Raw genomic sequence first — 5181 nt, 5'->3', positions numbered from 1 at the left:
CGGTCTCATTCTTTTACCGGTTCACCGGAGGTCTCTTACGATCAGGCGGGGTCATTTTTCGGGGCCGCGTTATCGGTCAATGGAAAGCAGCAATTTGCATATGCTAACCTGCTCTCGTTGCGCCTCAGGCGCTGCCGCCCAGGGACGACCCTGTGGTGCTTTTGACGGTGGGGACGGCCCCTTTTATTCGGGTGCTGTTATGAGCTGGTTGATCCTTTTTGTCGCAGGTTTGCTTGAAGTCGTCTGGGCCATTGGCCTGAAATACACCGAAGGTTTCTCAAAGCCTGTTCCCTCGCTGATTACCATCGTAGCGATGATTGGTAGTTTCTATCTGCTAAGTGTTGCCATGCGCTCGTTACCGCTGGGTACCGCCTATGCGGTCTGGGTTGGCATTGGTGTGGTCGGGGCCGCCATAGCAGGGATTGCTGTGTTCCAGGAGTCCGCCAATTTACTCAAAGTACTGAGTTTGATGATGGTGATCGGGGGCATTGCCGGGCTTAAATTGTCCAGTGCTGCCTGAGGTTGGCGGGAAGTCACCCGCGGTGACCTGGTGCACTGCGCGGTGGACGATATGGCGAAATTCCTGCGGCAGAACGGTGGCACCGGTTTCAGAATCAACGTGACCGTGGATAACTGCGATATCTCCAACATGAAAGAAGGCATTTTCCGCACGGACAGCCGCCAATCAACGGCTCGCATTACCAACAGCCGCCTGCGCAATGCCGGTCGGGTTTGTATCGGTAATTGGGCGAGTTGTACCAGCACGAATGTTTCCAATTTCTGAGCCCGGTGGCTATGGCCACTGCCGGGTGCGGGCCCAGTGTCCACTTACCCGGCAGGTACCGCAGAACAGTGTCGGGTCAATCCGGGTTACAGAATGGCCTGCGTCTGTTGGTGACGCTCCCAGGCGCCCATCGCCAATGCAGTTTTCACAAAATCTGTGAACCGGCGCGGTGGTCGTCCCAGCGCTTCTTCCACCCCGTGGGTTACATAGCTGTTGCGGCCATCCAGCACTTGTGTAAACAGCTCGCGTAGCAGCCAGAGTTCGCCTTCGTTCAGGCCTTGTTCCCGGAGGTAGCCCAGATAGGGCTCCAGCGGTACCTGTTTGTATTCGATGTGGCGACCGGCAATGCCTGAAATGATCGCCACGCATTCGGCGAAAGTCAGCAGTTCCGGACCGGTTACCTCGAACAGGCGATTGCTGAGTGTCTGATCGGTCAGCGCTGCAACCGCAACCTCGGCAATGTCGTCACAATCAACAAACGGCTCTTTCACGTCGCCAACGGGAAGTGTTAACTCGCCGGCAATGACCGATTCGGTCAGAAAACTCTCGCTGAAGTTCTGGAAGAACCATGAAGCCCGCACCACGTTCCAGCGCAGTCCGCTCTCAATCAGCGCATTTTCAGCACGGATAGCGCCATCTTCCCCGCGTCCTGACAGCAGCACCAGATGCTCTACACCCTGTGACCGCGCTGTTTCGATAAAGGCGCGCAGGGTTGTCTCCGCGTCGGGCATTGCCAGATCCGGGTGGTAGCTTACGTAGGCCTGTTTGACACCCTGCAGGGCGGGCGACCAGGTGTCTGGTTGGGTCCAGTCGAAGACCGGATGCGTGGAGCGCGATACCGGCCGGGTGGCAAAGCCTTTGCTGCGCAACAGCGCATCTACGCGGACGCCGGTTTTACCGGATTTACCAATAATCAGAATGGGGTTGATCGCTGTCATGGGATGTACCTTCCTGGTGTGAACCCGCAGGTTAGTCTGGGGGTATGAGTACATTCTGAGCGACTGAATCTGGATTATGAATGGTCGTAATTCCATAATAATTGATCAATAATCCAAAATATCTGGATTAACGTTAAAACTGGAATTATGGTTTCAGGGTCTGAAATGATGGCAGGCGACCTCACATCGGGACAGACCCCGGAGACAGGCAATGGCTGACACGCGCGTAATACCCGAGCACAACGACTACCTGGGTGAGGCGCTGCATCTGATCAAGCTCAGTGGCACTTTTTATTGCCAGTCGGAATTGAGGGCGCCCTGGGGCATTGACATGCCGCCGTTCGAAGACTGTCTGATGATCCACATTATCACCGCCGGTCACGGCTGGCTTAAGCTGGAGGGCGAACCGCCCATTCATGTGCAGCAGGGGAGCCTGGTGATGCTGCCCCATGGCCGCGGCCACATCCTCACCAGCGATCCGGACCTGCCGGCGACACCCTTGTTTGATATTCCCGTACAGCAGGTCAGCGACCGTTACGAGATTATGGAGTTTGGCGGAGCGGACGGGCAGGGCGCAGGTGAGGGAGAGCTCACCCGGGCCACCTGTTGCGTCGCCCGTTTTGACCATGTGGCCGGGCAGCAACTGATTCGCCACCTGCCGCGGATCATGGTGGTCAATACCTGGGAAGAAGCCGAAGGAAGCTGGTTGCGAAGCACGCTGCGTTACATGGCCCACGAAGCCCGGCAACTGAGCCCCGGTGGCGAGACTGTGATGTCCCATCTGGCGGATATCATGATCATTCAGGCCATTCGCACCTGGCTTGAGACTGCCCCGCAAGCAAGCACCGGCTGGCTGGCCGCCCTGCGTGATCAGCAGATAGGTCGTACCCTGGCGGCCATTCACCGTAACCCGGGAGACAACTGGACTATAGCGCGCCTGGCCAGTGTGGCCGGTATGTCCCGTTCCGGGTTCAGTGCCCGCTTCACCGAACTGATGGGCGAACCCGCCATGCGCTACCTGACCAACTGGCGTATGCAGATTGCCCGGCTGCAGCTTAAAACCGGTCCTGATCCCATGATTGCCGTCGCCGAACGGCTGGGGTATCAGAGTGAGGCAGCCTTTAGTCGGGCGTTCAAGCGGGTGTTCGGCGTGGCACCGGGGCAGGCGAGAAAGCAGGCAATGTAATATGCCTGCACCGGTGTAACCTTATTCAGGACGAGACATGGCCCTTGGCAAGGGCCGGTGTTCAGAAAGCGATCCGGTCCTCAGCGAAGGTGGAATCAGACCTTTGGCTGAATCTGTCGATCCAGTTCCAGCGTCATAGCCTGCGGCAGTTGCAATTCGTTGGCGAGCTGATCCAGCCAGGCTCGTTCCATCGGATTCTGGTCGTCAATAATGACGGCGCTGACCAGGTAGATTTCACGGGCTGCCTGGGGAGAATCCGCTTCTCGGGCCAGGGCCGCAGCATCCAGCGGCGCATCGAACTGCTGTTGTATCCAGGCCTGCAGCTCATCATCTGCACCGAGCTTCTCGATTTCTGATGTCAGCAGCGCCCGCTCATTGGCATCGATATGGCCGTCCGCCCGTGCCGCCATAATCATGGCCTGCAGGATCTCCAGACCTCTGCGTTCCTGGGCCTGACCATGCAACTGCTCGACAGGCTGCCCCTGGGGAGTGGCCTCACCCGCGTTGTTACTCTGATAATTCTGATAGGCCTTCCAGGCCAGTCCCCCGACACCCGCCAGTGCGCCGTATTTAAGGGCCTTACCGCCCATTTTACGTCCGCGCTTTGACCCTACCATCAGGCCAAGAGCACCGCCGCCGAGCAGGCTCTTGAGGTCGATACCACCTGCTGCGCCCTGGGCACCCTTGAGCTGAGAGGAAAGACTATCGACCATCCGGTTGACGTCCAGGCCACCGGATGACCCGCTGCCGGGTGACTGGCCGGACGCTTGTCGGGTCAACTGGTTCAGGATTGAAGAAACATTCATGGATACAACTCCTCGTTGACGGGGTATACGTTAAACCATGGTGTCTACGGGATGAGTATAACGACGTGGGACATTTCACTTCATTAACGGGTTGTTATATAACCACCGATAGTACGGGACTCAACCCTAAGAAATGTTTTAGCCAGGAATCAGCGAATGAAAAATGCAGGAGTGCTTTCAGCGTGGAACGATGCCAAGGGTTTCGGTTTTATTACGCCAGATGATAGTGGTGACCGGATTTTTGCCCACATCAGTGCCTACGAAGGTAAGGGGCGTCCCTCCGAAAACCGCAAGGTCGTTTTTTCGCAGACCAGAGATACTCAGGGACGCTGGCGGGCGACACAGTTTCAGTACGCAGGTACAGCTGCCCGAATGGGCGCAGGTATTGCACCGGGAGTCTGGTTTGCGCTTCTTGTAATGGTGATTTTTATCGGCGGACTGGGCGGCTTATATGGCCTCGGGGTTCTCCCGGTCGCCGCGCCGGCAATATATCTGATTATGAGTCTGCTGGCGTTTCTGCTCTACGCCATCGATAAGGGCGCGGCCGGCAAAGGGAACCGCCGGGTGCCCGAGAGACGTCTGCACGGGTTCGAGCTATTCTGCGGCTGGCCAGGTGCACTGGTAGGCCAACAGTTCTTCCGCCATAAAACCCGAAAACTGTCGTTCCAGATTGGTTTCTGGTTATGTGTGATGCTCAATATCGGGGCTTTGGGTTTACTGCTGTTCTGGTCTGAAGCAGATGCACTGCGTCAGCAGTTGGGCATTGATCGGCTGACCCTGGGGGCGTCGTTCAGCAATTAACAAACACCCCGACAAGGAAGTTGTACTCGCCGATATCAAACCGGCGAAACTCCAAACAACCACCGGTGCGCCCAGAGCACCATGATTACATACACCGCCAGGCCTCCGACAATGGCAATCACATCGTTCATCTTCCTGGCAGGCATCGTGGGGATAGGGCGTGGGGTTCTGCGCTTCATGGAGATACGGTCTGCCACCGCCCACGCCAGGAACGATCCGAACAGCAACAGGTCGTGCAGCATACCGTTGGCCAGCAAGTGGGCCAGTGCCCAGAGTTTGACCGCGGTGAGCATCGGGTGCCCTATTTTTGCCTTGATCTTGCCAGGAAAGTAGGTGGCGAACAGCAGCGGGAACACCGGGACTAGCAGCAGCAGGGATACGTGTTTGAGCCAGCCCGGTGGCATGTAGATCACCGTAGGATCCATGCGGGCAATACCGTAGCCCCAGACAATCACCACCAGACCAGCCAGTGACACCAGCGAATACAGCCCTTTGAACTTGCCCTCGCCGAGGGAAGCCCGCAAGCGATTGCGCAGCGGATCGTTAATTATGGACAGCGAGTGCACGCCGAGAAACAGAATCAGACCCACGATCAGAATTATCATTTTCCAGTGTTCCTTGAGGCTGGGTTGGTACAGCAGGTATGAGAGTGGCGGTTACTCCGGA

7 protein-coding genes are annotated in these 5181 nt (G+C 57.1%); 4 read left to right on the top strand and 3 right to left on the bottom strand.

The window, feature by feature from the left end; genetic code table 11:
• Positions 1-199 precede the first annotated feature (199 nt).
• Together sugE and AAC035_RS18355 are read left to right on the top strand one after the other, a co-directional pair.
• A complete protein-coding gene (gene sugE, locus AAC035_RS18360; RefSeq protein ID WP_339806546.1) occupies positions 200-520 on the top strand; it encodes a quaternary ammonium compound efflux SMR transporter SugE in 321 nt (106 codons plus the stop codon).
• Between the two features lie 51 nt (positions 521-571).
• On the top strand, positions 572-784 hold the full coding sequence (locus tag AAC035_RS18355) for a hypothetical protein (RefSeq protein ID WP_339806545.1): 213 nt from the start codon (positions 572-574) through the stop codon (positions 782-784).
• 86 nt (positions 785-870) lie between these two features.
• On the opposite strand, the gene AAC035_RS18350 is transcribed toward AAC035_RS18355, so the two are convergent.
• Complete coding sequence (locus AAC035_RS18350; protein ID WP_339806544.1) at positions 871-1722, bottom strand: NmrA family NAD(P)-binding protein; 852 nt, start codon at positions 1720-1722, stop codon at positions 871-873.
• A 211-nt stretch (positions 1723-1933) separates the two neighbouring features.
• On the opposite strand from AAC035_RS18350, the gene AAC035_RS18345 reads away from it, so the two are divergent.
• Positions 1934-2908, top strand: a complete 975-nt coding sequence (locus tag AAC035_RS18345) for an AraC family transcriptional regulator (RefSeq protein WP_339806543.1) — start codon at positions 1934-1936, stop codon at positions 2906-2908.
• 95 nt (positions 2909-3003) lie between these two features.
• On the opposite strand, the gene AAC035_RS18340 is transcribed toward AAC035_RS18345, so the two are convergent.
• Positions 3004-3714 carry a tellurite resistance TerB family protein gene (locus AAC035_RS18340; RefSeq protein ID WP_339806542.1) on the bottom strand — a complete coding sequence of 237 codons (711 nt, stop codon included), beginning with the start codon at positions 3712-3714 and terminating at the stop codon, positions 3004-3006.
• Positions 3715-3870: 156 nt separating this feature from the next.
• Here AAC035_RS18340 and AAC035_RS18335 point away from each other — a divergent pair, with 156 nt between their 5' ends.
• On the top strand, positions 3871-4515 hold the full coding sequence (locus AAC035_RS18335) for a DUF1294 domain-containing protein (protein ID WP_339806541.1): 645 nt from the start codon (positions 3871-3873) through the stop codon (positions 4513-4515).
• Between the two features lie 35 nt (positions 4516-4550).
• Here AAC035_RS18335 and AAC035_RS18330 read toward each other — a convergent pair whose 3' ends face one another.
• On the bottom strand, positions 4551-5120 hold the full coding sequence (locus AAC035_RS18330) for an NnrU family protein (protein ID WP_339806540.1): 570 nt from the start codon (positions 5118-5120) through the stop codon (positions 4551-4553).
• Positions 5121-5181: the final 61 nt, after the last annotated feature.

It is taken from the genome of uncultured Marinobacter sp. (assembly GCF_963974375.1).
GTDB lineage: Bacteria > Pseudomonadota > Gammaproteobacteria > Pseudomonadales > Oleiphilaceae > Marinobacter.
Note: the sequence above shows the minus strand (reverse complement) of the source record. Positions and strands in the feature narration are given on the sequence as shown.

Coding starts and splice junctions, on each gene's coding strand:
- AAC035_RS18350 (WP_339806544.1), bottom strand. CDS start 1,722: ATGACAGCGATCAACCCCATTCTGATTATTGGTAAATCCGGTAAAACC.
- AAC035_RS18330 (WP_339806540.1), bottom strand. CDS start 5,120: ATGATAATTCTGATCGTGGGTCTGATTCTGTTTCTCGGCGTGCACTCG.
- AAC035_RS18335 (WP_339806541.1), top strand. CDS start 3,871: ATGAAAAATGCAGGAGTGCTTTCAGCGTGGAACGATGCCAAGGGTTTC.
- sugE (WP_339806546.1), top strand. CDS start 200: ATGAGCTGGTTGATCCTTTTTGTCGCAGGTTTGCTTGAAGTCGTCTGG.
- AAC035_RS18345 (WP_339806543.1), top strand. CDS start 1,934: ATGGCTGACACGCGCGTAATACCCGAGCACAACGACTACCTGGGTGAG.
- AAC035_RS18340 (WP_339806542.1), bottom strand. CDS start 3,714: ATGAATGTTTCTTCAATCCTGAACCAGTTGACCCGACAAGCGTCCGGC.
- AAC035_RS18355 (WP_339806545.1), top strand. CDS start 572: ATGGCGAAATTCCTGCGGCAGAACGGTGGCACCGGTTTCAGAATCAAC.